The sequence below is a fragment of the Mycobacterium innocens genome, from assembly GCF_900566055.1.
GTDB classification, from domain to species: Bacteria; Actinomycetota; Actinomycetes; order Mycobacteriales; family Mycobacteriaceae; genus Mycobacterium; species Mycobacterium innocens.
The window spans coordinates 25,973-50,426 of the sequence record NZ_UPHQ01000197.1; the positions used below are offsets into that span (position 1 = coordinate 25,973).

Sequence of the window (24,454 nt, forward strand, 5' to 3'; positions counted from 1 at the left end):
TTGAGTAGATCCAAGAGCCGAACCGATCAACTGCCCGGGACGCACTTGGCGCCCGACCCCGCCGAGCTGGCGCGCCTGGTGGCCGGCGCCCACCACAACCCGCACAGCATCCTGGGCGCCCACGAGTACGGCGACCACACGGTTATCCGGGCATTTCGTCCACACGCGGTCAGCGTCGTCGCGCTCGTCGGTGACGACCAGTTGCCGATGCAGCACATCGACGCCGGGCTGTTCGCGGTGGCCCTGCCCTTCGTCAACTTGATCGATTACCGGTTGCAGGTTTGCTACGAAGGTGCTGACCCCTATGCGGTCGCCGACGCTTACCGTTTTCTGCCCACCCTGGGTGAAGTCGACCTCCATCTGTTCGCCGAGGGACGCCACGAGCGACTCTGGGAAGTCCTTGGCGCTCATCCCCGCTCGTTCACCACGGCCGACGGTGTCGTGGAGGGCGTGTCGTTCGCGGTGTGGGCGCCCAACGCCAAGGGCGTCAGCCTGATCGGTGATTTCAATGGCTGGACCGGAAACGACGCACCAATGCGCGTACTGGGTTCCTCGGGAGTGTGGGAGTTGTTCTGGCCTGGTTTCCCGGACGACGGCCTCTACAAGTTCCGGGTGCACGGCGCCGACGGCGTCGTGACCGATCGGGCCGACCCGTTCGCGTTCGGCGCCGAGGTGCCGCCCCAGACGGCATCGCGGGTGACGGTGAGCGACTACACCTGGGGCGACGCCGACTGGATGGCTCGGCGTGTCCAGCGTAATCCGGTGTTCGAGCCGATGAGCACCTATGAAGTCCACCTGGGCTCCTGGCGTCCCGGACTGAGCTACCGCCAGCTTGCCCGGGAGCTGACCGATTACGTGGTGGCACACGGGTTTACCCATGTGGAGCTACTACCAGTGGCCGAACACCCGTTCGCCGGATCATGGGGATACCAGGTCACGTCGTACTATGCGCCGACATCGCGCTTCGGCACTCCCGACGATTTCCGGGGGCTGGTCGACGCCCTTCACCAAGCGGGCATCGGCGTCATCGTGGACTGGGTGCCGGCCCACTTCCCTAAGGACGCATGGGCGCTCGGACGGTTCGACGGCACTCCGCTCTACGAGCATTCCGATCCCAAACGTGGCGAGCAACTAGACTGGGGCACTTACGTTTTCGACTTCGGGCGGCCGGAGGTACGAAACTTCCTGGTGGCCAACGCGTTGTTTTGGCTCCAGGAATTTCACATCGACGGCCTGCGGGTGGACGCGGTGGCATCGATGCTCTACCTGGATTACTCGCGCCCCGAGGGCGGCTGGACCCCCAACATCTACGGCGGGCGGGAGAACTTGGAGGCGGTGCAGTTCCTGCAGGAGATGAACGCCACCGCGCACCGGGCGGCACCCGGCATCGTCACCATCGCCGAGGAGTCGACGTCGTGGCCAGGGGTAACCAGACCGACAAGCCTTGGCGGCCTTGGCTTTTCGATGAAATGGAACATGGGCTGGATGCACGACACGCTTGACTACATCAGTCGAGACCCGGTCTATCGCAGTTTTCATCACCATGAGATGACGTTCTCGATGCTGTATGCGTTCAGTGAGAATTACGTGCTGCCCCTCAGCCACGACGAGGTAGTGCACGGCAAAGGGACGCTATGGGGGCGGATGCCGGGTAGCAATCACATGAAGGCCGCCGGGCTTCGCAGCCTGCTCGCCTACCAGTGGGCACACCCGGGCAAACAACTGCTGTTCATGGGCCAGGAATTCGGCCAGCGTGCCGAGTGGTCCGAGCAACACGGTCTTGACTGGTTCCAGCTCGACGAACAAGGCTTCTCGAACGGTATTTTGCGCCTGGTGCGCGACATCAACGAGATCTACCGCAACCACCCGGCACTGTGGAGCCAAGACACCGTTCCGGCCGGCTATTCCTGGATCGACGCCAACGATTCGGCCAACAACGTGTTGAGCTTCCTGCGCTACGGCAACGACGGCTCGGTGATGGCGTGCGTGTTCAATTTCGCCGGCACCGAGCACAGCGGCTACCGGCTGGGTCTGCCTTCGGCCGGCCGGTGGCGAGAAGTCCTCAACACCGACGCGACCTCCTACAACGGGTCCGGGATCGGCAACCTCGGGGGCGTCGACGCCACCGACGACCCGTGGCACGGTCGTCCCGCATCAGCGGTGCTGGTGCTGCCGCCCACGTCGGCCTTGTGGCTGGAACCGGCCTGAAGCGACCAGTCACCAACCCCTGCCCGACACCTCAGTACAGGGCGTTGGCGAGATTGCGCCGGCCCGCGATGACCTCGGGATCGGCGGGGTCGAAGAGTTCGAAGAGCTCGATCAGCCTAGTGCGCACCCGGGTGCGCTCATCCCCCGATGTACGGCGCACCAATGCGACCAGACGCTCGAACGCCCCGCTGACATCCTGATTGAGGATTTGCACGTCGGCGGCCGCGAACGCGGCCTCGATGTCATCGGGTGCGGCGTCGGCGACCCGGACGGCATCCGGCCGCTGTGCGGTTGCGCGAGTGAGGAAGTCGATCTGCCGGATCGCCGCCTTCGCTTCGACATTGCCCGGCTCGGTATCCAGAATCGCTTGGTACGACTTCTTTGCGGCGTCGAAGTCGCCGGCCTCGAGTTCCGCGCGGGCCTGCGCCACCGCCGGATCGACTTCCGCGAACTCTCCCGAATCCGTTGGGCCCCTGAGCTTTCCCGCAGTCGCCGACAGCAGCGAGTCCAGCCAGCGTCGTAGCTGATCGGCAGGCTGGGGGCCCTGGAAACTTGAGATCGGCTGCGCCGCAGCCAGAGCCACCACGGTTGGGACCGCCTGGATGCCGAATATCTGAGCCACTCTGGGTACAACGTCGACGTTGACCGTCGCCAGCTGCCAGGTGCCCTGGTCGGTCGAGGCCAGGCCGGACAACGTGTCGAGCAGGTCGACGCACACATCGCTGCGCGGCGACCATAGCAACACCACCACGGGCACCTCGTCGGAGCGGGCGATCACCTCGTCTTCGAAGTTCGTCTCACTGATCTCGACCACACCCGGCTGAGCAGACGGTGTCCGGCCGGCAGCCCCGCCTGTTGCGGCGCTTTGTTGAGCTCGTTGCTTGAGACCGGAAAGGTCGACCGCACCGGCCATGGCAGGCCCGATCGAAGGTCGGGGACGTGTCACGTCATCAAGTCTGTCACGCCGGGCCCGGCTGCCATCCACCCGGTGGCGCCGACCGTTGCATGCTGACCGAAATCGCTGCCGGAAACCCGCACCAACAGCCGCGAGGGGCGGATATGACGAAAATCACACCGGCACCCGACGGAGGCATTCCAGCAACGTCAACACTGGCTGCCGGCGCTAGCCCGCCCGCAGGATCAACGCGTCGCCCTGGCCGCCCGCGCCGCACAGGGCCGCAACGCCGTAGCCCGAGCCGCGGCGGGCCAACTCGAGCGCCACATGCAGTGTGATGCGCGCTCCCGACATCCCGATGGGATGGCCGACGGCTATCGCTCCGCCGTTGACATTGACGATCTCGGGATTCACCCCCAGCTCACGCATCGAGGCCAGTGCGACCGCCGCGAAGGCCTCGTTGATCTCGACGACATCGAGCTGGTCCACCGAGATGCCCTCACGCTTGAGCGCCTTCTTGATCGCGTTGGCCGGCTGCGACTGCAGTGTCGAATCCGGGCCGGCCACGACGCCATGCGCGCCGATCTCGACCAGCCACGAAAGTCCTAGCGCCCGGGCCTTTTCTTTGCTCATCACCACGACCGCGCAGGCGCCGTCGGAGATCTGCGACGCCGAGCCGGCGGTAATGGTGCCGTCCTTGCGAAACGCCGGCTTGAGGCCGGCCAATGAATCGGCGGTCGTGTTGGCGCGGATGCCTTCGTCTTCGCTGAACTGCAGTGGATCACCTTTACGCTGCGGAATGCTCACCGGCACCACTTCGTCGGCAAACACACCGTCCTTCCATGCAGCGGCTGCTTTCTGGTGCGACTGAGCCGCGTACTCGTCCTGCTGCTGCCGCGTGAACTTGTCGACGTCGTTGCGTTGCTCGGTGAGTGCCCCCATCGGCTGGTCGGTGAACACGTCGTGCAGCCCGTCGTAGGCCATGTGGTCCAGAACCGTGACGTCGCCGTACTTGTAGCCGGCCCGACTGTCCATCAGCAGATGCGGCGCCTTCGTCATGGACTCCTGACCCCCGGCGACCACCACGTCGAATTCTCCGGCCCGGATCAGCTGGTCAGCCAGCGCGATGGCGTCGATGCCCGACAAGCACATCTTGTTGATGGTCAAGGCCGGCACATCCCAGCCGATACCTGCCGCGACCGCCGCCTGTCGCGCGGGCATCTGTCCCGCGCCCGCGGTGAGCACCTGGCCCATGATCACGTACTCGACCAGAGATGGCGGGTTTTCCACACCCGGGAAGGCCTTTTCCAGGGCGCCCCTGATGGCGATGCCGCCCAGGTCACTGGCGCTGAAATCCGTCAGGGAACCCATCAGCTTGCCGATGGGTGTCCGGGCTCCAGCAATGATCACCGACGTCGTCATGACTACCTCCTATGAGCGTGGGAACGGCCGATCCAGCCAACCCGGAGAAGCAGATTCTTCCCCATGAGGTTACCGTTGTGTTATGACCACCGATCAAGTTGACGCCCGTCAGGTTGTGGCCACCTCGCTGGTGACCGGGCTCGATCACGTCGGCATCGCCGTCGCCGATCTGGACGCGGCGATCGAGTGGTACCACGACCACCTCGGCATGATCCTCGTCCACGAGGAGGTCAACGACGACCAGGGAATCCGCGAGGCGATGCTCGCGGTCCCGGGCGCCCCCCGGGCGGCCCAGATCCAATTGATGGCCCCGGTCGACGACTCATCGGTGATCGCAAAGTTTCTGGACAAGCGCGGGCCGGGCATCCAGCAGTTCGCCTGTCGGGTAGCTGATCTCGACGCGCTGAGCCGGCGGCTGCGCTCGCAGGGTGTCCGTCTCGTCTACGAGGCTCCCCGGCGTGGCACGGCAAATTCCCGAATCAACTTCATTCACCCCAAGGACGCCGGCGGCGTTCTGATCGAGTTGGTCGAGCCGGCTCGCTGAGGGCCGCGGCTAAGACCACTTTCGGGTCGGGCCACGAGTCCCCCGGCTGGCCCAACACGGAGAATGCCAGTGCCGCCGCTCCTCGACAGCTTCCGGTCGATCAGCGGGCCACACCACCACATGTGAAGTCCCGGTACGGATTTCGTGATCGCACCCGGGACATCGATAGGTCTTGACGGCTCGTGCTGCCGCAATCGCTCGGACTTCGTACTCGTAGCCATCCGGCCCGGTCTCGACCCGGCGCGGCATCGGCGCTACCGGTCGCTGCCGGCTTGGCGGTTTACGGCGCCGGGCCACCTGACAAGATTAGCCTCGACCTTCAGAACAGCCGGTACTCGTCGCTGTCCATGCCGCGCATCTTGTCGTAATCCAGTGTGAGGCAGCGGATGCCGCGGTCGGTGGCCAAGGTGCGGGCCTGCGGCTTGATCTGTTGAGCGGCGAACACGCCCTTGACCGGCGCGAGAACGCTGTCGCGATTGAGCAACTCGAGATAACGGGTGAGCTGCTCGACCCCGTCGATCTCGCCGCGCCGCTTGATCTCCACTGCGACACAGCCCCCATGTTCGTCGCGGCACAGCAGGTCGACCGGCCCGATCGCGGTCATGTACTCGCGACGGATCAGCGTGTACCCCTCACCCAAGATTTGCACGTGTTCAGCGAGCAACGCCTGCAAGTGGGCCTCGACGCCGTCCTTCACCAGTCCGGGGTCGGCACCCAGCTCGTGGCTCGAGTCGTGCTCGATCTCTTCGACGGTGATACGCAACTGTTCGCCGGATTTGTTGGTGACCACCCACACCGGCGATTCTGTGCCGGTCTCCTCGGTCAGCCAGCACGGCGGACTCATCCAGTTCAACGGTTTGTAGGCGCGGTCGTCGGCGTGCACGCTGACCGATCCGTCGGCCTTGAACAACAGCAACCGACGCGCGGACGGCAGATGCGCGGTAAGCCGGCCGACATAGTCGACCGTGCATTGGGCAATGACGAGACGCACCCGACTCACCTTAGCCTCGGCCTTGCATCGGGTCACGGATTGGCCTGTGTGGATGCTGTTTTCGAAGATGCGACGCGTTCGACTGACCGTGTCGGCGGGGTTGGACGAGGCCGTCCTGGATGGCGATGGTCCAGCGCAACGTCGCGATCTCGCAGCGGGCGTTTTCGGGTTGCTCTGCCGGCAAAATGCCTCTCCTGCAGGTGCACAGCGAACCTTAGACAATTCGATCCTGCACTGCGGGACAGGATCTTTCGCCAATCGACAGCCGTTACCGACACACTTCCGCGAAAAAATCAGTTAGAGCCGGTCCGACAACTTAGGCTGTTGCCACAATGTCGTCCCAGAAGGCCGTGGCGCAGCGCTTGGATCGGGTGCTTGATAAAGTGACCCGCTGGTACCGCTGGCCGTCAGAAACCCCTGCTTACGGGTCCTGGCTGCTCGGACGTGCATCGGAAAGCCAGCAACGTCAACGGATACGTATCCAGGTGATGATGAGTGTCACCATTCTGGCTGCGCAATTGGTCGGGATCACCATCGCGGCTCTGCTACTGACGGTTGCCTTCCCGAAACCGAGCGTGATCTTCGACGCGCCGCATTGGCTGTCCTTCGGGCTCGTACCCGCCTACAACGTGCTCGCTGTGGTGCTGGGCGCACTTTGGCTTACCCGGCAAACAACTCGCGCACTGCGATGGGCAATCGAGGAACGCATACCCACCCCAGACGAAGCACGCGATACGTTCCGGATCCCAGCGCGCGTGTCGTTGGCGGTTCTTTTCGTATGGGGATTCGGGATGGTGTTGTGGACCACCCTCTACGGCATGGCCAACCCATTATTTATCCCACGGTTCCTGTTTTCGATGAGCGTGGTCGGCGTTCTCGTGGCCACCGGCTGCTATTTGTTATCCGAATTTGCGCTGCGCCCAGTGGCCGCCCGGGCGCTCGAAGTAGGACCAACGACGCGATCCCTGGTGCCAGGCATCATGGGGCGCACCATGGTGGTATGGCTGCTCTGTTCGGGCCTACCCAATACCGGTATCGCCCTCACCGCGCTATTCGAGAATACGTTTTGGGAGCTGGAGAACGACCAATACATCATTTCAGTGCTGATCCTGTGGGCGCCCGTTATGGTCTTCGGATTCGTCCTGATGTGGATGCTTGCGTGGATGACGGCAACGCCCGTGGGCGTGGTTCGCGCGGCGCTCAAGCGCGTGGAGCAGGGCGACTTGGTTGCCGATCTGGTGGTGTTCGACGGCACCGAACTCGGTGAGCTGCAGCGTGGATTCAACTCGATGGTCCACGGCCTGCGCGAACGCGAGCGGGTGCGTGACCTCTTCGGCCGGCACGTCGGTCGCGAGGTCGCCCTCGCCGCCGAACGCCAGCCGCCGAAACTGGGCGGTGAAGAGCGTCACGTCGCCGTGGTGTTCATCGATATCGTCGGCTCGACCAAGTTGGTGACCAGCCAGCCTCCCGCCGACGTCGTGCAGTTGTTGAACCGGTTTTTCGCAGTCGTCATCGACGAGATCGACCGTCATCGCGGCTTGGTCAATAAGTTCCAGGGCGACGCGTCGCTTGCCATCTTCGGCGCCCCCAATCACCTTGACCGACCTGAAGACCAGGCTCTGGCCGCCGCACGCGCCATTGCCGAACGACTGGCCAACGAAGTGCCCGAATGCCCGGCGGGCATCGGGGTGGCATCAGGACAAGTGGTCGCCGGCAATGTCGGCGCCAACGAACGGTTCGAATACACCGTGATCGGCGAGCCGGTCAACCAAGCGGCCCGGCTTTGCGAACTGGCCAAATCACATCCGGGTCAATTGTTGGCTACCGCCGACACCGTGCGGGGCGCAACCGAACACGAGAGCGCCCTGTGGTCCCTGGGCGAGGTCGTGACGCTTCGCGGGCACGACCAGCACACCCGGCTCGCATCGCCGGTGCAAGCCGGGTAGCAAGGCCGGTCCACAACCCCATCCAACACTGCTAGCGGGCAACTGCCGGATTTGGAGCTTCGAGATCGGCGCCGCGCCCGATCACCACATGCATTGCCGAGAACCGAAAGGCCAATGGCTGCAGCTATTTTCGAATCGCACCACGAGGCCATCACCAGGGTCGACCCCTTGCCCGTAACCAGACCGACCCGAACCACTCGGGGCAGCGCGTCAGCCACGCGAAAGATGCGAATTAGACTGACGCCACAATGGTGGCCGAGGAAAGTATGGCGCAACGTTTGGGCCGGGTACTTGAGACGGTGACCCGTCAGAGCGGCCGGCTATCAGAGACCCCCGCCTACGGCTCCTGGCTGCTCGGGCGGGTATCGGAGGACCAACGGCGCCGGCGGATACGCATCCAGGTCATCTTGACGGTGATGGTGGTCGCGGCAAACCTGATCGGGATAGCGGTCTCCATCCTGGTGGTAACGGTCGCGATTCCCGAGCCGAGTGTCTTTTCCGATGCCCCGTTGTGGGTGTCGTTCGCCGTTGTACCGGCCTACATCGTGGTCGCCTTGGCGCTCGGAGCGTATTGGATCACGCGACGAACTGTGATCGCGCTGCGCTGGGCAATCGAGGAACGCCCACCAACCCACGACGACGAGCGCAACACCTTCCTGACTCCCTGGCGGGTCGCCATTGTCGACCTGATCCTCTGGGGAGTCGGCGCGGCGCTGCTGACCACGCTCTACGGCATGGCCAACACCATGTTCATCCCCCGCTTCCTCTTCGCGGTGACCGTTTGCGGACTCCTGGTCGCCACCGGGAGCTACCTGCTCACCGAGTTCGCATTGCGTCCGGTAGCAGCCCAGGCGCTCGAGGCGGGACCGCCGCCTCGGCGACTGGCATCGGGGATCATGGGGCGAACCATGATGGTGTGGCTGCTGGGATCGGGTGTTCCGATCGTCGGCATTGCCCTGATTGCGGTCTTCCAGATCGAGATGCGGAATCTCACGGCGACCCAGTTCGCGGTCGGTGTGCTCATCGTGTCGATGGCAACATTGGTCTTCGGGTTTGTCCTGATGTGGATCTTGGCCTGGCTCACGGCGACACCGGTACGCGTGGTCCGAGCGGCACTGCAGCGCGTGGAACGAGGGGATCTCCGAGGCGACCTGGTGGTGTTCGACGGAACCGAACTCGGTGAGCTGCAGCGTGGTTTCAACGCGATGGTCGACGGCCTGCGGGAGCGCGAGCGGGTGCGTGATCTGTTCGGCCGCCATGTCGGACGTGAGGTCGCCCTTGCCGCCGAGCGGGAGCGGCCGAAACTGGGCGGGGAGGAACGCCACGTCGCCGTGGTGTTCCTTGACATCGTCGGCTCGACCAAGTTGGTGACCAGCCAACCCCCGGCCGAGGTCGTGCAGTTGCTCAACCGCTTCTTCGCGATCGTGGTCGAAGAGGTCGATCGCCATTGCGGGCTGGTCAACAAGTTCGAGGGTGACGCCTCGCTGGCCATTTTCGGTGCCCCCAACCATCTCGACCGACCCGAAGACCAGGCGTTGGCCTGTGCGCGGACCCTGGCTGAGCGGCTGGCCGAGGAAATGCGGGAGTGCCAGGCAGGCATCGGGGTGGCGTCCGGACAGGTGGTGGCCGGCAATGTGGGCTCTAAGGAGCGGTTCGAATACACCGTGATCGGCGAGCCGGTGAACGAAGCGGCCCGACTGTGCGAACGCGCGAAATCACGCCCCGGCAAGTTACTGGCTTCGGCGCAGACCGTCGAGGCAGCGAGCGAAAGCGAGCGTGCCCATTGGACTTTGGGAAGACACGTGAAGCTTCGTGGGCACAAGCGGCCGACTCGACTGGCATCGCCGATCGAACCGGCCACACCGCGTAGGTAACCTCCGGCCACCCGCCCGGGCGCTACTGTGCCTACTACGATGTCGCTTTCCCGCCAGCCATGTCGGTGATCAGGTGTAATTGTCGGACTGTGCACGAAGATTTCGAACGCTGCTACCGAGCGGTCCAGGCCAAAGACGCCCGGTTCGACGGCTGGTTCGTGATCGCGGTCTTGACGACCCGGATCTACTGCCGGCCCAGTTGCCCGGTACGGCCGCCGTTCGCGCGCAACGTGCGGTTCCTGCCGACGGCGGCGGCGGCCCAACAGGAGGGCTTCCGGGCCTGCAAACGTTGCCGTCCTGACGCGTCTCCCGGTTCTCCGGAATGGAACATCCGCGGTGATGTGGTCGCCCGGGCCATGCGGCTGATCGCCGACGGCACGGTGGACCGCGAAGGCGTCACCGGCCTGTCCGCCCGTCTCGGTTACACCCCGCGTCAGCTGCAACGGCTGCTGCGGGCGGAGGTGGGCGCCGGCCCGCTGGCATTGGCCCGCGCACAACGAATGCAGACGGCCCGCGTGCTGATCCAGACCACCGATCTGCCGTTCGGGGAGGTGGCTTTTGCGGCCGGGTTTTCCAGCATCCGGCAATTCAACGACACCGTGCGCCTGGTCTGCGACAGCACGCCGACGGTGTTGCGCAAGCGCGCTGCCAACCGCTCGGGATCCGCCGAATCCGGGGCCACCGGGCACCACGGTGGCCCGGGAGCGATATCCCTGCGGCTGCCGACCCGTACGCCATTCGCCTATCAGGGCGTCTTCGGCCATCTGGCCGCCGGCGCGGTCCCCGGTTGCGAGGAGGTCCGCAATGGCGCGTACCGACGCACACTGCGGCTTTCCTCGGGCAGCGGCTTGGTCACCCTGACACCGGCGCTCGATCATGTTCGCTGTCTGTTGGTGCTCGACGATTTCCGCGATCTCGCGGCCGCCACCGCACGGTGCCGTCGGCTACTGGACCTTGACGCCGATCCCGAGGCGGTGATCGAGGCACTCAGCGGGGATCCGGCGTTGGCCCCAGTGGTCACCAAGGCCCCCGGACAGCGGATTCCGCGTACCGTCGATGAGGCTGAACTCGCGGTGCGGGCGGTGCTGGCTCAACAGGTTTCGACCAAAGCCGCGCGGACCCACGCGGGCCGACTCGTCGCCGCCTGCGGGCAGCCCGTGCACGATACCGCGGGCGGCCTGACCCACACCTTCCCGTCGGTGGAGCAGCTGTCGCAGATCGACCCCGTCCATCTGGCCGTCCCCACGGCGCGTCGGCGCACGCTCAGCGCGCTCGTCAGCGGCCTTGCTGACGGGAGGATCAGCCTGGACGCCGGTTGCGACTGGACGGAGGCGCGCAGCCAGTTGCTGGCCCTGCCGGGAGTGGGCCCTTGGACGGCCGAGGTCGTCGCGATGCGCGGCCTGGGTGACCCGGACGCATTTCCTGCCGGTGATCTCGGTGTCCGGTTGGCCGCCAGACAACTGGGCCTGCCCGAACAACGACGCGCACTTTCCGAGCGAAGTGCCCGGTGGCGGCCCTGGCGGTCATATGCCACACAGCATTTGTGGACCACGCTCGAGCACCCGGTAAACCATTGGCCACAAAAGCCGCCGAAGGAAGTCGCATGATTCATTACCGCACAATCGACAGCCCGATCGGACCGTTGACTTTAGCCGGGCGCGGGGCCGTATTGACCAATCTGCGGATGGTCGATCAAACCCATGAACCGAACCGATTCGGTTGGTCACCGAATCAATGTGCCTTTCCTGCCGCGGTCGAACAGGTTGACGCCTATTTCGCCGGTGACCTCCGCGATTTCGATATCGACCTGGACCTGCGTGGCACAGAATTCCAGCAGCGGGTATGGAAAGCCTTGCTGACGATTCCCTACGGGGAAACTCGATCCTATGGAGAAATCGCGGAACAGATCGGTGCCCCGGGCGCGGCGCGTGCCGTCGGCTTGACCAACGGGCGGAATCCCATCGCCATCATCGTCCCGTGCCATCGGGTCATTGGGGCCAGTGGAAAGCTCACCGGGTACGGGGGCGGGCTTGACCGAAAGCAAACATTGCTCGAATTGGAGAAGAAACGTGTGTCGGTCAATTTGAGTTTGTTCGACTGACACGAATCCTGTAAATGCAAAAACACCCCCGATACCCCGGGGGTGTTTTTGTATGTTCGGCGGTGTCCTACTTTTCCACCCGAGAAGGGCAGTATCATCGGCGCTGACAGGCTTAGCTTCCGGGTTCGGGATGGGACCGGGCGTTTCCCTGTCGCTGTGGCCGCCGTAACTCTATGTAAATTTGTATTGGTGGGGGGTGTGGACTCACGACTGACGCCGTGAGAGTGGAAAGTGGTTGCGATTTTTGTGTGTTGGTAAGTTTTCGGCCGGTTAGTGCCAGTTCCCTTCACTCATTACTGAGCTTCCAGGTCTGACCTATCGAACCCGTGTTCTGCGGGGGGCCTTATCCCACCAAGTGGGTGAGAAGCCTGATCTTGGAGAAGGTTTCCCGCTTAGATGCTTTCAGCGGTTATCCTGTCCGAACGTAGCTATCCAGCGGTGCCCCTGGTGGGACAACTGGTGCACTAGAGGTTCGTCCGTCCCGGTCCTCTCGTACTAGGGACAGGTTTCCTCAAGCTTCTGACGCGCGCGGCGGATAGAGACCGAACTGTCTCACGACGTTCTAAACCCAGCTCGCGTGCCGCTTTAATGGGCGAACAGCCCAACCCTTGGGACCTGCTCCAGCCCCAGGATGCGACGAGCCGACATCGAGGTGCCAAACCATCCCGTCGATATGGACTCTTGGGGAAGATCAGCCTGTTATCCCCGGGGTACCTTTTATCCGTTGAGCGACACCCCTTCCACTCAGAGGTGCCGGATCACTAGTCCCGACTTTCGTCCCTGCTTGACTTGTAGGTCTCGCAGTCAAGCTCCCTTGTGCACTTACACTCGCCACCTGATTGCCGTCCAGGTTGAGGGAACCTTTGGGCGCCTCCGTTACATTTTAGGAGGCAACCGCCCCAGTTAAACTACCCGCCAGGCACTGTCCGTGAACCCGATTCAGGGTTCGACGTTAGGTGTCCAATACGATCAGAGTGGTATTTCAACAACGACTCCACCCCAACTGGCGTTGAGGTTTCACAGTCTCCCACCTATCCTACACAAACCGTACCGAACACCAATACCAAGTTGTAGTGAAGGTCCCGGGGTCTTTTCGTCCTGCCGCGCGTAACGAGCATCTTTACTCGTAGTGCAATTTCGCCGAGTCTATGGTTGAGACAGTTGAGAAGTCGTTACGCCATTCGTGCAGGTCGGAACTTACCCGACAAGGAATTTCGCTACCTTAGGATGGTTATAGTTACCACCGCCGTTTACTGGGGCTTAAATTCTCCGCTTCACCTTGCGGTTAACGGGTCCTCTTAACCTTCCAGCACCGGGCAGGCGTCAGTCCGTATACATCGTCTTGCGACTTCGCACGGACCTGTGTTTTTAGTAAACAGTCGCTTCTCACTGGTTTCTGCGACCGAATCCCGCTCCCACCGCAAGGGTGTTCACGGTATTTCGGTCCCCCTTCTCCCGAAGTTACGGGGGTATTTTGCCGAGTTCCTTAACCATAGTTATCTCGTACGCCTTGGTATTCTCTACCTGACCACCTGTGTCGGTTTGGGGTACGGGCCGTGTGTGTGCTCGCTAGAGGCTTTTCTTGGCAGCAGAGGATCACCGAATTCGCCTCAATCGGCTATGCGTCACCTCTCAGGATTTATGAGCGACGGATTTGCCTATCGCTCTCCCTACTGGCTTGCCCCAGTATTACCACTGACTGGTACGGCTGCCTTCCTGCGTCACCCCATCGCTTGACTACTACCAACGAAGGCTCCACGCAGCGCCAGACCTCCACGCCCCCGAAGGGGAGTGATCGATCCGGTTTTGGGTGGTTAGTACCGCTGATTCATCACGGGCGCCCACACACGGGTACGGGAATATCAACCCGTTGTCCATCGACTACGCCTGTCGGCCTCGCCTTAGGTCCCGACTCACCCTGGGCGGACTGGCCTGGCCCAGGAACCCTTGGTCTTTCGGCGGGCAAGGTTCTCACTTGCCTTATCGCTACTCATGCCTGCATTCTCACTCCCCCATCCTCCACCACCGGTCACCCGGCGGCTTCGCTGAATGAGGGACGCTCCCCTACCCAACCTTGCGGTTGTCGCGGCTTCGGCGGTGTGCTTGAGCCCCGCTACATTATCGGCGCACAATCACTTGACCAGTGAGCTATTACGCACTCTTTCAAGGGTGGCTGCTTCTAAGCCAACCTCCTGGTTGTCTCTGCGACTGCACATCCTTTCCCACTTAGCACACGCTTTGGGGCCTTAGCCGGCGATCTGGGCTGTTTCCCTTTCGACGTACGGAGCTTATCCCCCGCCGTCTCACTGCCACGCTATACACCACGGCATTCGGAGTTTGGCTGACGTCAGTAACCTAGTGGGGCCCATCGGCCATCCAGTAGCTCTACCTCCGTGGTGAAACACGCAACGCTGCACCTAAATGCATTTCGGGGAGAACCAGCTATCACGGAGTTTGATTGGCCTTTCACCCCTACCCACAGCTCATCCCCTCAGTCTTCAACCTAAGTGGGTTCGGGCCTCCACGCGGTCTTACCCGCGCTTCACCCTGGCCATGGGTAGATCACTCCGCTTCGGGTCCAGAACACGCCACTACACACGCTCGCGCGTGATACGCCCTATTCAGACTCGCTTTCGCTGCGGCTACCCCGCTCGGGTTAACCTCGCGACATGTCCCTGACTCGCAGGCTCATTCTTCAAAAGGCACGCCATCACCCCACGAAAGGGCTCTGACGGATTGTAGGCACACGGTTTCAGGTACTCTTTCACTCCCCTCCCGGGGTACTTTTCACCATTCCCTCACGGTACTATTCCGCTATCGGTCATCGAGGAGTATTTAGGCTTACCGGGTGGTCCCGGCAGATTCACAGCAGATTCCACGGGCCCGCTGCTACTCGGGAATTGATACTAGGCAGGTGCCGGGTTTTCACGTACCGGGCTCTCACCGTCTACGGCAGACCATCCCAGGCCACTTCCGTTAACCACGACACTTTCTGACTGCCCCTCAGCCGGGTAGAGCTGAGACGTATCGATCCCACAACACCGCACACACAACCCCTACCCGGTTACCCATGCGTGCGGTTTAGCCATGTTCCGCGTTCGCTCGCCACTACTTACGGAATCACTTTTGTTTTCTTCTCCTACGGGTACTGAGATGTTTCACTTCCCCGCGTTCCCTCCCGCACCCTATATATTCAGATGCGGGTAACACGACATCACTCGTGCTGGGTTTCCCCATTCGGAAATCCTCGGATCCACGCTCGGTTGACAGCTCCCCGAGGCTTATCGCAGCCTCCCACGTCCTTCATCGGCTCTCGATGCCAAGGCATCCACCATGCGCCCTTAGACACTTACAAACACAAAAACCAAAGAATAAAATTGCACAAAAGAACACGCTACCCGTAGGGGCAACGCATCCATTTGATGCTCGCAACCACTATCCAATTCTCAAACACCACACCCCACCACCAAGATGGTGGGACAACACCCAGAAAATCCCTGAGGGGGACAAACCCGAGTGTTGCCTCAGGACCCAATAGTGTGTCCGGCGTTTCGCTTGCTGTTGCGCACCCGGCCCCCGTCCACTACAGACGGGAACCCCTCACGGCTTACACCCCACCAATTGGGGAGTTTTTCGTGGTGCTCCTTAGAAAGGAGGTGATCCAGCCGCACCTTCCGGTACGGCTACCTTGTTACGACTTCGTCCCAATCGCCGATCCCACCTTCGACAGCTCCCTCCCGAGGGTTAGGCCACTGGCTTCGGGTGTTACCGACTTTCATGACGTGACGGGCGGTGTGTACAAGGCCCGGGAACGTATTCACCGCAGCGTTGCTGATCTGCGATTACTAGCGACTCCGACTTCACGGGGTCGAGTTGCAGACCCCGATCCGAACTGAGACCGGCTTTAAAAGGATTCGCTTAACCTCGCGGCATCGCAGCCCTTTGTACCGGCCATTGTAGCATGTGTGAAGCCCTGGACATAAGGGGCATGATGACTTGACGTCATCCCCACCTTCCTCCGAGTTGACCCCGGCAGTCTCTCACGAGTCCCCGGCATTACCCGCTGGCAACATGAGACAAGGGTTGCGCTCGTTGCGGGACTTAACCCAACATCTCACGACACGAGCTGACGACAGCCATGCACCACCTGCACACAGGCCACAAGGGAACGCCTATCTCTAGACGCGTCCTGTGCATGTCAAACCCAGGTAAGGTTCTTCGCGTTGCATCGAATTAATCCACATGCTCCGCCGCTTGTGCGGGCCCCCGTCAATTCCTTTGAGTTTTAGCCTTGCGGCCGTACTCCCCAGGCGGGGTACTTAATGCGTTAGCTACGGCACGGATCCCAAGGAAGGAAACCCACACCTAGTACCCACCGTTTACGGCGTGGACTACCAGGGTATCTAATCCTGTTCGCTCCCCACGCTTTCGCTCCTCAGCGTCAGTTACTGCCCAGAGACCCGCCTTCGCCACCGGTGTTCCTCCTGATATCTGCGCATTCCACCGCTACACCAGGAATTCCAGTCTCCCCTGCAGTACTCTAGTCTGCCCGTATCGCCCGCACGCTCACAGTTAAGCCGTGAGATTTCACGAACAACGCGACAAACCACCTACGAGCTCTTTACGCCCAGTAATTCCGGACAACGCTCGCACCCTACGTATTACCGCGGCTGCTGGCACGTAGTTGGCCGGTGCTTCTTCTCCACCTACCGTCAATCCGAGAGAACCCGGACCTTCGTCGATGGTGAAAGAGGTTTACAACCCGAAGGCCGTCATCCCCCACGCGGCGTCGCTGCATCAGGCTTGCGCCCATTGTGCAATATTCCCCACTGCTGCCTCCCGTAGGAGTCTGGGCCGTATCTCAGTCCCAGTGTGGCCGGACACCCTCTCAGGCCGGCTACCCGTCGTCGCCTTGGTGGGCCATCACCCCACCAACAAGCTGATAGGCCGCGGGCCCATCCCACACCGCAAAAGCTTTCCACCACAAGGCATGCGCCAAGTGGTCCTATCCGGTATTAGACCCAGTTTCCCAGGCTTATCCCGGTGTGCAGGGCAGATTGCCCACGTGTTACTCACCCGTTCGCCACTCGAGTGTCTCCGAAGAGACCTTTCCGTTCGACTTGCATGTGTTAAGCACGCCGCCAGCGTTCGTCCTGAGCCAGGATCAAACTCTCCAAACAAAAACCCCTCGAACAACGAGGCGAATTTACAATCAGAGATACCTGACAAGACGCCAATAACTGGCATCTGAATAATACGACTACGCCCCACACGGGGAGTGAACGGCGTAGTCAAAAAAACAACAACAAACAATTACACCAAACACACTATTGAGTTCTCAAACAACACGCTTGCTTGTTTTCGCCCGCTTCGGGGCAACCCTACCAGCTTAATACGATTCTGGCGACTTGGTCAAGCCCCGGTTCCAGCCAACTTTGAGAAGATGACCGGGGTGCCGGGCGCATCTAGGAGCATACCCTCTCGACCTCGGCGCCGAGACTGACCAGGTTCTCGACGAACAACGGATAGCCGCGGTCGATGTGGAACACGTCATGAACCTCGGTGTCACCATCTGCGACCAGCCCGGCCAGGACCAAGCCGGCCCCCGCCCGGATGTCTGAGCACCAGACGGGCGCACTGGATAGCTGTGGCAGGCCCCGCACAACCGCGTGGTGGCCGTCGGTGCGCGCGTCAGCCCCCAGCCGGATCATCTCTTCGACGAACCGGAACCTCGCCTCGAACACATTCTCGGTGATCATCGAGGTGCCGTCGGCGATCGATGCCAACGCGATCGCCATCGGCTGCAGGTCGGTCGGAAAACCGGGGAACGGCAAGGTCGCAACGTTGACGGCCTTCGGGCGTTCGTACTGCACGATGCGGAAGCTGTCATCGGTTTGGGTGACGGTAGCGCCCGCGTCATGCAATTTGTGCAGTACCAGTTGGAGGTGTGACGGGTCGATGCCCGTCACGGTGATGTCGCCACGTGTCATGGCCGCGGCGATACCCCAGGTGGCAGCGACGATGCGGTCCCCGATCACGCGATGCTCGGTGGGGTACAGCCGCGGGACGCCGGTGATGGTCATCGTCGGCGAACCGGCACCTTCTACCTGCGCGCCCATCTGATTCAACATCGTGCACAGGTCGACCACGTCGGGTTCACGCGCCGCGTTGTGAATGGTGGTCACACCCTCGGCCAATACGGCAGCCATCAAGATATTCTCGGTAGCTCCCACTGAGGGAAACTCCAGCTGAATCTCCGCACCGCGCAAGGTTTCTGCCTGGGCCACCACGCACCCGTGCTCGATATTGCACCGCGCACCCAGTTGCCGAAGACCTGCCTGATGCATATCCAGCGGCCTCGAACCGATCGCATCACCGCCGGGGAGAGCGACCTTGGCCTGTTTGCATCGCCCGACCAAGGGTCCCAGCACGCAGACCGAGGCTCGAAACTGGCGCACCGCGGCGAAGTCGGCGTCGTACTTCGGTTCGTCTGGTGAGGTGATGCGCGCGACGTCGCCGTCGAGCTCTACGGTGGCACCCAGTCCACGCAGTACTTCCGCCATCAGCGGCACATCGAGGATGTCGGGGCAGTTGGTGATTGTGCTGGTGCCTTCGGCCAGCAGTGTCGCGGCCATAAGCTTGAGAACGCTGTTTTTCGCGCCTCCGACGGCGACTTCGCCTGACAACCGGTTACCACCAGTCACCATGAATCGCTCCGCCACCCGGATCAGTCTAGTGAAGCGCTATCGGCTTGTCAGTCGGCCAACCAAGTGGGCCCGGTACCGTTTTGCTATGGCTGTGCACCTGACCCGCATCTATACCCGAACCGGCGACGACGGTACCACCGGGTTGAGCGATTTCTCACGGGTCGCGAAAACCGACGCTCGCCTGGTGGCGTACGCGGATTGCGACGAGGCCAACTCCGCGATCGGTGTGGCCGTGGCACTGGGAAACCCGGACCGCCAGCTGACCGACGTGCTGCGACAGATTCAAAACGATCTGTTCGACCTCGGCGCGGATCTGTCCACCCCCTTGAAAAAGCCGCTGGAAGACTCCGCGCACCGCCCGCTGCGGATCACCCAGACCTATATCGACCGGCTCGAGGCTTGGTGCGACACATACAACGAGGCCCTGCCGGCACTGAATTCCTTTGTGCTTCCCGGCGGTTCGCCGCTGTCGGCCCTGCTGCACGTCGCCCGGACGGTGGTGCGCCGAGCCGAGCGGTCGGCATGGGCCGCCGTTAGCACCCATCAGGAAGGGGTCAGCGTCTTGCCGGCGAAGTACCTGAACCGGCTTTCAGATCTGCTCTTCATTCTGTCCAGGGTGGCCAACCCGGGAGGTGACCTGATGTGGCGGCCTGGCGGTGGCTCCGGAGAAGACAAGCGCGAGAAGTAAGGCAGCACAGCTATTCCAGTTGCCCGCCCTCGCCGGCCGTCGTGGACACTGCAGATCCGTTCGGGCGCTTGAACTTTCGAGGCCGACGAGGCTAGACACTGCGGCGTCGTGCGCGTGGTGAAGGACGCGACTCCAGCCACGACAGGAACGCGGTCAACGCCCCCTTGTCCAACGCGATCTCGTATCCCGACCTGCGATCCTGGGTCGTGTCACGCAGTTCCAGAACGACGATCTCGTCGGTCATGATGTCGAACTCGTCGCCGCGTGGCGCCCGCCGGGCCACGATCTCGACGCCTCTCCTACTAAGCCGGCGATCCGGCCACAGGCGCAGGCTGGACAGCCGGTAGAAGGCGGCTTCGGCGCCATGGTAGCGGATCACGCCGTGATGCCAACCGTGACCTCCGACCGCGGGGATATCTCGCATGATTCCCGCGGTACCGCCACGGCGTAGTTTCCACAGCCGATAACTCAGGGCGAGCACGGCAATGCCCAACAGGATGATGAGCACGACCATGCCGACCATGGGCACGCTCATCGACGTGTCAGTCGATCGCGCCGATAGCGCGCAATCTCGCACGTCCCTTGGCAGCGATCCGGGGATCCTCGGACTCGGCATCCTGCTTGGCGGCGCTCTCGTCGATCTCCGACTCGAATGCCGCAGATTCGGCGAGAATGGTGACTCCGTCTTCGGTTACCGACATGAACCCGCCGTCAACGGCGACGCGGAGGTCCTTGTCGTCCTCCCGCTCCAGACGAACCATTGCGTCGTCGACCAACTGGGCCACCAGCGGAATGTGGTGCGGCAGGATGCCGATCTCACCGACGGTGGTGCGGGTGAAAAGGAATGTTGCCTTGCCGGACCAGATCTTGCGGTCGACGGCAACGAATTCAACGTTCAATTCCGCCATGGCACACCACCTTTCGGCTCGGTCGGATGCTCGTTACAGCTTTGCACCGAGGCTTTCCGCCTTCTTCGCCAGGTCGTCGAGGCCACCGATCAGGAAGAAGGCCTGCTCGGGAACGTGGTCGAATTCGCCCTTGGTCAACCGGTCGAACGCCTCGATGGTTTCCTTCACCGGCACCGTCGATCCCGGTTGACCGGTGAATTGCTCGGCCGCCATCATGTTCTGCGAGAGGAAGCGTTCGATCCGCCGCGCCCGTCCCACCAACTGCTTGTCCTCTTCGGACAGCTCGTCGATACCCAGAATGGCGATGATGTCCTGAAGGTCCTTGTAGCGCTGCAGGATTCGAATGACCTCCTGAGCAACCCGGTAGTGCTCGTCACCGACGACGCCGGGGTCCAGGATGGTGGAGCTCGACGCCAGCGGGTCGACCGCCGGGAAGATGCCTTTGGAGAACACCGCACGCGACAGCTCGGTGGTGGCGTCCAGGTGGGCGAACGTCGTCGCCGGCGCCGGGTCGGTGTAATCGTCGGCGGGCACGTAGACCGCCTGCATCGATGTAATGGAACGCCCCCGCGTGGAGGTGATGCGCTCCTGCAGCTCACCCATCTCGTCGGCCAGGGTCGGTTGGTATCCCACCGCAGACGGCATCCGGCCGAGCAGCGTGGAGACCTCCGAACCGGCCTGGGTGAACCGGAAAATGTTGTCGATGAACAACAGCACGTCCTGGCCGGCCTCGTCGCGGAACCACTCCGCCATGGTCAACGCGGACAGCGCGACCCGCATACGGGTGCCGGGTGGCTCATCCATCTGGCCGAAAACCAGTGCGGTGTCCTTCAGCACGTTGGCTTCCCGAAGCTCGACCCAGAGGTCGTTGCCCTCGCGGGTGCGCTCCCCGACACCGGCGAACACCGACGTACCACCGAAGTTGCGGGCGATGCGGTTGATCATCTCCTGGATAAGCACCGTCTTGCCCACGCCGGCGCCACCGAACAGCGCGATCTTGCCACCACGCACGTACGGGGTCAGCAGGTCGACAACCTTCAGACCGGTCTCGAGCATTTCGGTCCGGGGCTCCAGATCCTCGAATGCCGGCGGCTTGCGGTGAATCGACCAGTGTTCGAACTCTTCTCCGTAGCCGGGCTCGTCCAGACAATTCCCCAGCGCGTTGAAGACGTGGCCCTTTACGGCCTCACCGACCGGCACCGAGATCGGCTTGCCGGTGTCGGTCACCTCGACTCCGCGTACCAGTCCGTCGGTGGGCTGCAGCGAGATGGTACGCACCAAGCTGTCGCCGAGGTGCTGGGCCACCTCCAACGTCAGCGTCTTGGCGAGTGACTCGAAGTCGATCTCGGCATGGAGAGCGTTAAACAGCTCCGGGATGGAGCCGCGCGGAAACTCGACGTCGACGACGGGCCCGGTAACCCGCACCACGCGGCCGCTGGTCTCCGAGCGCTCCGGCTTTTGCGCCTTGTCGGTCTTTGTGTTGGTGTCAGTAGCAGCCATAATTTTCTTCGCTTCCTCGTGGGGGCTACCTAGCGGGCGTCTGCGAGCGCGTTTGCGCCACCGACGATTTCGCTGATCTCCTGGGTGATCTGGGCCTGGCGCTCGCGGTTCGCCATCAGCGTCAGGGCCTTGATCAGGTCGTCGGCGTTGTCGGTGGCCGACTTCATCGCTCGTTGTCGCGATGCCAACTCCGATGCCGCGGATTCCAGCAGCGCGGCGTACACCCGAGTGGTCAGGTATCGCGGCAGCAGCGACTCGAACAGTGTCGTCGCGTCCGGTTCGAAGGAGTACAGGGTGCGCGGGGTGGGCTCTTCCTCGACGTATTCGACCACCATCGGGGCCATCCGGCGGGCCTCCGTCGACTGCGACAACATCGACTTGAACTCGGTGAAGACGATGTGCAGTTCATCGACGCCTTGATCATTGTCGGTCTGCTGGTCTTCGCCGTTACCAGTGCCCATCATGAACGCCTCGACCAACGTCGAGGCGATCTCCGCCGCATTTTCGTACTTGGGTTGCTCGGAGAACCCCGTCCACGACTCGGTGATATCCCAGTGCCGAAACGTGTAGTAGGCCAGCGCTTTACGGCCGACAACGTAGAGAACCGGCTGCTTACCTTCCTCCCTCAGCAGGGAGAACAGCTCCTCGGAACGGCGGAAGACATTGGCGTTGTACGCGCCACACAGACCTCGGTCGGAGGACACCACCAATACCCCGGCTCGCTTCGCCTCAGGGCGCTCGACGAGCAGCGGATGGTCGAGCGCGGCGTCTGCGGCCAAGGTAGTGAGCATCTGGGTGATCTGCTCGGCGTAAGGCCGGGCAGACCCGAGCCGAGCCTGCGCCCTGGCAATACGCGACGTTGCGATCAGCTCCTGGGCCTTGGTGATCTTCTTGATCGAGCCGGCCGAGCGGATCCGCCCGCGAAGTTCACGAAGTGTGGCAGCCATTGGTTGCTACTTCTTCTCTTTCTTTTCTTTCTTCGGCGCCGGCTTGTGGACTTCCACCGCTTCCTTGCCGAGCTTCTCCTCATCGAGGGCCTCGACATGCTCGTCGGGTACCACTGATCCGCCACCCGATGGTGCGAAGCCCTTCTTGAAGTGATTGATGACGTCGGTCAGCGCCTTCTCGGTCTCCTCGCTGAGCTTCTGGGTGTCGCGGATAGTGCTCAACAACTTCTCTTCGGAGGCCCGAATGTGGTCGAGCAGTTCGGTTTCGAAGCGCCGGACGTCTTCGACCGGAACCGAGTCCAGATGACCTCCCGTGCCCAGGAAGATCGAGATCACCTGCTCCTCCACCGGCATCGGCTGGTACTGGGGCTGCTTGAGCAGCTCGACCAGTCGGGCGCCGCGGTCAAGCTGCGCCTTCGAGGTGGCGTCCAGGTCCGAGGCAAAAGCAGCAAAGGCTTCCAACTCGCGGTACTGCGAAAGATCCAGCCGCAACGAGCCGGCCACTTCTTTCATCGCCTTGATCTGTGCGGCGCCGCCGACGCGGGACACCGACACACCCACGTTGATGGCCGGCCGGACACCCTGGTTGAACAGGTCGGTCTCCAGGAAGCACTGCCCGTCGGTGATCGAGATGACGTTCGTCGGGATGTAGGCCGAAATGTCGTTGGCCTTGGTCTCGATGATCGGCAGACCGGTCAGCGAGCCGCCACCGAGGTCGTCGGACAGTTTCGCGCAGCGCTCCAGGAGCCGCGAATGCAGGTAGAACACGTCACCCGGATAGGCTTCGCGGCCGGGTGGGCGCCGCAGCAGCAGCGAGATCGCCCGATATGCCTCGGCCTGCTTGGTCAGGTCGTCGAAGACGATCAGCACATGCTTGCCGTCGTACATCCAGTGCTGTGCGATGGCCGAACCCGTATAGGGTGCAAGCCATTTGAAGCCGGCCGAATCGGACGCCGGTGCCGCGACGATGGTGGTGTAATCCATGGCGCCGCCCTCTTCCAAGACGCGCCGGACGGCTGCGATGGTGGTGCCCTTCTGCCCGATAGCCACGTAGACGCAGCGCACCTGCTTCTTCTCGTCGCCGGACTCCCAGTTCTGCCGCTGATTGAGGATGGTGTCGACGCACACCGCGGTCTTGCCCGTCTTGCGGTCGCCGATGATCAGCTGGCGCTGTCCGCGGCCGATCGGGGTCATCGCGTCGATGGCCTTGATACCGGTCTGCAGCGGCTCCTTGACGCCTTGCCGCTGCACCACCGACGGCGCCTGGAGCTCCAGCGCCCGCCGCGTCTCGGCTTCGATGTCTCCGCGCCCGTCGATCGGCTGGGCGAGCGGGTTGACCACTCGAGCCAAAAACGCGTCGCCGACCGGGACGGACAGGACTTCGCCGGTGCGCTTGACCTGTTGGCCTTCCGCGATGTTCGCGAAATCACCGAGGATCACCGCACCGACACTGTGCTCGTCGAGGTTGAGTGCCACGCCGAGGACGCCGCCCGGGAACTCAAGCAGCTCTTGCGTCATGACCGACGGCAGACCTTCGACGTGTGCGATGCCGTCGCCGGCATCCACCACGGTGCCGACCTCCTCGCGGGCGGTGTCGGAGGTAAAGGAGCCTACGTACTCTTCGATCGCGCTCTGAATGTCATCAGCGGAGATTGTCAACTCGGCCATGGCTTTTCGTCTTCCTACTTCGGATTGTGCTGACTAATTCGGGTTTGGGTCGGGC

The 24,454-nt window shown here is 62.5% G+C and carries 17 protein-coding genes and 3 rRNA genes; 7 read left to right on the forward strand and 13 right to left on the reverse strand.

The annotated features are described in order from the left end of the window. The gene (glgB, locus tag EET03_RS19265; protein ID WP_075541332.1) at positions 1–2,208 is read left to right on the forward strand and encodes a 1,4-alpha-glucan branching protein GlgB; all 2,208 of its coding nucleotides are present in this window, start codon (positions 1–3) and stop codon (positions 2,206–2,208) included. A gap of 31 nt (positions 2,209–2,239) precedes the next feature. Here the strand turns inward: glgB and EET03_RS19270 are convergent, their stop codons facing one another. Both EET03_RS19270 and EET03_RS19275 read right to left on the reverse strand, forming a co-directional pair. Beyond that, a complete protein-coding gene (locus EET03_RS19270; protein WP_082274456.1) occupies positions 2,240–3,154 on the reverse strand; it encodes a thioredoxin family protein in 915 nt (304 codons plus the stop codon). Positions 3,155–3,331: 177 nt separating this feature from the next. Beyond that, the gene (locus EET03_RS19275; RefSeq protein WP_075541302.1) at positions 3,332–4,525 is read right to left on the reverse strand and encodes an acetyl-CoA C-acetyltransferase; all 1,194 of its coding nucleotides are present in this window, start codon (positions 4,523–4,525) and stop codon (positions 3,332–3,334) included. An 82-nt stretch (positions 4,526–4,607) separates the two neighbouring features. Between EET03_RS19275 and mce the strand changes: the two genes are divergently transcribed. Then, positions 4,608–5,069 carry a methylmalonyl-CoA epimerase gene (mce, locus tag EET03_RS19280; RefSeq protein ID WP_075541301.1) on the forward strand — a complete coding sequence of 154 codons (462 nt, stop codon included), beginning with the start codon at positions 4,608–4,610 and terminating at the stop codon, positions 5,067–5,069. A gap of 9 nt (positions 5,070–5,078) precedes the next feature. Here mce and EET03_RS19285 read toward each other — a convergent pair whose 3' ends face one another. Next, positions 5,079–5,366 carry a hypothetical protein gene (locus EET03_RS19285; protein ID WP_081255083.1) on the reverse strand — a complete coding sequence of 96 codons (288 nt, stop codon included), beginning with the start codon at positions 5,364–5,366 and terminating at the stop codon, positions 5,079–5,081. Positions 5,367–5,388: 22 nt separating this feature from the next. Then, the gene (gene nucS, locus EET03_RS19290) at positions 5,389–6,060 is read right to left on the reverse strand and encodes an endonuclease NucS (RefSeq protein WP_075541331.1); all 672 of its coding nucleotides are present in this window, start codon (positions 6,058–6,060) and stop codon (positions 5,389–5,391) included. Positions 6,061–6,392: 332 nt separating this feature from the next. Between nucS and EET03_RS19295 the strand changes: the two genes are divergently transcribed. The 4 genes from EET03_RS19295 to EET03_RS19310 all read left to right on the forward strand — a co-directional run bounded on the left by EET03_RS19295 (position 6,393) and on the right by EET03_RS19310 (position 11,981). Further along, complete coding sequence (locus EET03_RS19295) at positions 6,393–8,006, forward strand: adenylate/guanylate cyclase domain-containing protein (protein ID WP_075541300.1); 1,614 nt, start codon at positions 6,393–6,395, stop codon at positions 8,004–8,006. 248 nt (positions 8,007–8,254) lie between these two features. Continuing rightward, on the forward strand, positions 8,255–9,880 hold the full coding sequence (locus tag EET03_RS19300; RefSeq protein ID WP_075541299.1) for an adenylate/guanylate cyclase domain-containing protein: 1,626 nt from the start codon (positions 8,255–8,257) through the stop codon (positions 9,878–9,880). An 89-nt stretch (positions 9,881–9,969) separates the two neighbouring features. Beyond that, entirely contained in the window at positions 9,970–11,487 is a 1,518-nt protein-coding gene (locus tag EET03_RS19305; RefSeq protein WP_075541298.1) for a DNA-3-methyladenine glycosylase 2 family protein, read from the forward strand. Continuing rightward, the gene (locus EET03_RS19310) at positions 11,484–11,981 is read left to right on the forward strand and encodes a methylated-DNA--[protein]-cysteine S-methyltransferase (protein ID WP_075541297.1); all 498 of its coding nucleotides are present in this window, start codon (positions 11,484–11,486) and stop codon (positions 11,979–11,981) included. Before EET03_RS19305 ends, EET03_RS19310 begins: the two co-directional genes overlap by 4 nt. A gap of 54 nt (positions 11,982–12,035) precedes the next feature. Here the strand turns inward: EET03_RS19310 and rrf are convergent. The 4 genes from rrf to murA all read right to left on the reverse strand — a co-directional run bounded on the left by rrf (position 12,036) and on the right by murA (position 18,703). Next, positions 12,036–12,149, reverse strand: a 5S ribosomal RNA gene (rrf, locus tag EET03_RS19315). 82 nt (positions 12,150–12,231) lie between these two features. Continuing rightward, a 23S ribosomal RNA gene (locus tag EET03_RS19320) occupies positions 12,232–15,336 on the reverse strand. A 294-nt stretch (positions 15,337–15,630) separates the two neighbouring features. Beyond that, positions 15,631–17,161: ribosomal RNA gene (locus tag EET03_RS19325) — 16S ribosomal RNA — on the reverse strand. Together the 16S, 23S and 5S rRNA genes form the textbook arrangement of a ribosomal RNA operon. Positions 17,162–17,446: 285 nt before the next feature. Then, positions 17,447–18,703 carry a UDP-N-acetylglucosamine 1-carboxyvinyltransferase gene (gene murA / locus EET03_RS19330; protein ID WP_075541296.1) on the reverse strand — a complete coding sequence of 419 codons (1,257 nt, stop codon included), beginning with the start codon at positions 18,701–18,703 and terminating at the stop codon, positions 17,447–17,449. A 70-nt stretch (positions 18,704–18,773) separates the two neighbouring features. On the opposite strand from murA, the gene EET03_RS19335 reads away from it, so the two are divergent. Continuing rightward, a complete protein-coding gene (locus tag EET03_RS19335; protein ID WP_075541295.1) occupies positions 18,774–19,376 on the forward strand; it encodes a cob(I)yrinic acid a,c-diamide adenosyltransferase in 603 nt (200 codons plus the stop codon). Positions 19,377–19,467: 91 nt separating this feature from the next. On the opposite strand, the gene EET03_RS19340 is transcribed toward EET03_RS19335, so the two are convergent. From EET03_RS19340 to atpA, 5 genes are read right to left on the reverse strand one after another with little or no spacing between them, the layout of a single operon-like run. Then, positions 19,468–19,911 carry a DUF2550 domain-containing protein gene (locus EET03_RS19340; protein WP_063471756.1) on the reverse strand — a complete coding sequence of 148 codons (444 nt, stop codon included), beginning with the start codon at positions 19,909–19,911 and terminating at the stop codon, positions 19,468–19,470. 7 nt (positions 19,912–19,918) lie between these two features. Then, positions 19,919–20,284 carry a F0F1 ATP synthase subunit epsilon gene (locus EET03_RS19345; protein WP_063471755.1) on the reverse strand — a complete coding sequence of 122 codons (366 nt, stop codon included), beginning with the start codon at positions 20,282–20,284 and terminating at the stop codon, positions 19,919–19,921. Positions 20,285–20,317: 33 nt separating this feature from the next. Further along, positions 20,318–21,784 carry a F0F1 ATP synthase subunit beta gene (gene atpD / locus EET03_RS19350; protein WP_063471754.1) on the reverse strand — a complete coding sequence of 489 codons (1,467 nt, stop codon included), beginning with the start codon at positions 21,782–21,784 and terminating at the stop codon, positions 20,318–20,320. Positions 21,785–21,813: 29 nt separating this feature from the next. Then, on the reverse strand, positions 21,814–22,731 hold the full coding sequence (locus EET03_RS19355) for a F0F1 ATP synthase subunit gamma (protein ID WP_075541294.1): 918 nt from the start codon (positions 22,729–22,731) through the stop codon (positions 21,814–21,816). Positions 22,732–22,737: 6 nt separating this feature from the next. Further along, the gene (gene atpA, locus EET03_RS19360; protein WP_099193671.1) at positions 22,738–24,399 is read right to left on the reverse strand and encodes a F0F1 ATP synthase subunit alpha; all 1,662 of its coding nucleotides are present in this window, start codon (positions 24,397–24,399) and stop codon (positions 22,738–22,740) included. Between the last annotated feature and the right edge of the window lie 55 nt (positions 24,400–24,454).